The sequence below is a fragment of the Brevibacillus sp. SKDU10 genome (assembly GCF_001645205.1).
In the GTDB taxonomy this organism is placed as follows: Bacteria; Bacillota; Bacilli; order Brevibacillales; family Brevibacillaceae; genus Brevibacillus_B; species Brevibacillus_B halotolerans.
The window spans coordinates 1-1,175 of record NZ_LSSO01000117.1 but is presented as its reverse complement, the minus strand read 5'-3'; the positions used below and the strand labels follow the sequence as shown (position 1 = coordinate 1,175).

Annotated in this window: 1 protein-coding gene; it reads left to right on the top strand. The window is 39.1% G+C overall.

The features are described 5' to 3' along the window. Window positions 1–1,003, top strand: a 1,003-nt coding sequence (locus AYJ08_RS07275; RefSeq protein ID WP_483295060.1) for a MutS-related protein, incomplete at its 5' end; no start/stop codon positions are given. Window positions 1,004–1,175 lie beyond the last annotated feature (172 nt).

Sequence of the window (1,175 nt, the reverse complement as noted above, 5' to 3'; positions counted from 1 at the left end):
ATTAGTGGAATGCACCCATCCTCTACTACCTGGTGATACCGTCCCTTTAAACTTTGAGATTGGGAAAAATTTTAGAAGCTTAGTAATCACAGGTCCCAATGCTGGTGGTAAAACAATTGTACTCAAAACCATCGGCATTGTAGCATTGGCCACGATGTGTGGATATCATAGCAGAGCGGACCAATCTACCGAGGTTGCGATTTTTGATCAGATTTTTGTTGATATTGGTGATAATCAAAGTATGGAAAACGCTTTGAGTACGTTTTCCTCCCATGTCAAAAACATTTCCGAAATCATGCGAGCTGCTACGAATAATACGCTTTTACTGTTTGATGAAATCGGTAGCGGCACGGAACCGACTGAAGGCTCTGCACTTGCGATAGCTATTTTAGAAGAGTTTTATCACATGGGGTGCATTACTGTCTCAACTACCCATTACGGAGAAATAAAACGTTATTCCGAGATCCATCCTGATTTCATGAATGCTGCTATGCAATTTAATAATGAGACATTATCTCCTATGTATAAACTAGTAATTGGACAGTCCGGGGAAAGTAATGCCTTATGGATCTCGAAAAAAATGAATTTGCATGATACTGTTCTGCAACGCGCGGCAGATTATATGAGAAATAAAGAATATAATTTGAACCCCATACGCGAAAATAAAAAGCGGAAAGCAATAGAGAGAGGGAGCCAACAAGCAGACACGTATGAATATGAGGTTGGGGACAAAGTTAAATTATGGGAATATGATGATTTCGGGATCGTGTACAAGAAAAAGGATAATGCCAATAATCTTACTGTGTTGTTTAAAGGAGAGTTCATCGAAGTCAATTACAAACGGGTTAGCCTGGAGCTGACTGCAATCGAGTTATATCCAAAGGGGTATGATGTAAATACGTTATTTACTAGTTATCAATCTCGCAAATTACAGAGAGATTTGGAAAGAGGCTCCAAAAAAGCATATAAACAGATTCAAAAAGAGATTCGAGACCGTAAATAAACATGAAAGAAGACCTCGCGAGGTGCCCGCATCTCCTGAGGTCTTTCTCTATATGAATTCGTGATTCGGTAATCAGTTAACACAATCCCTTGAGGCGTAAAATCGCAAAAAAGAGAAAAGCCAAATCCTTTTATGTGAAGGAATCGACTTATTCATTGCTCTCTTTTCTAAG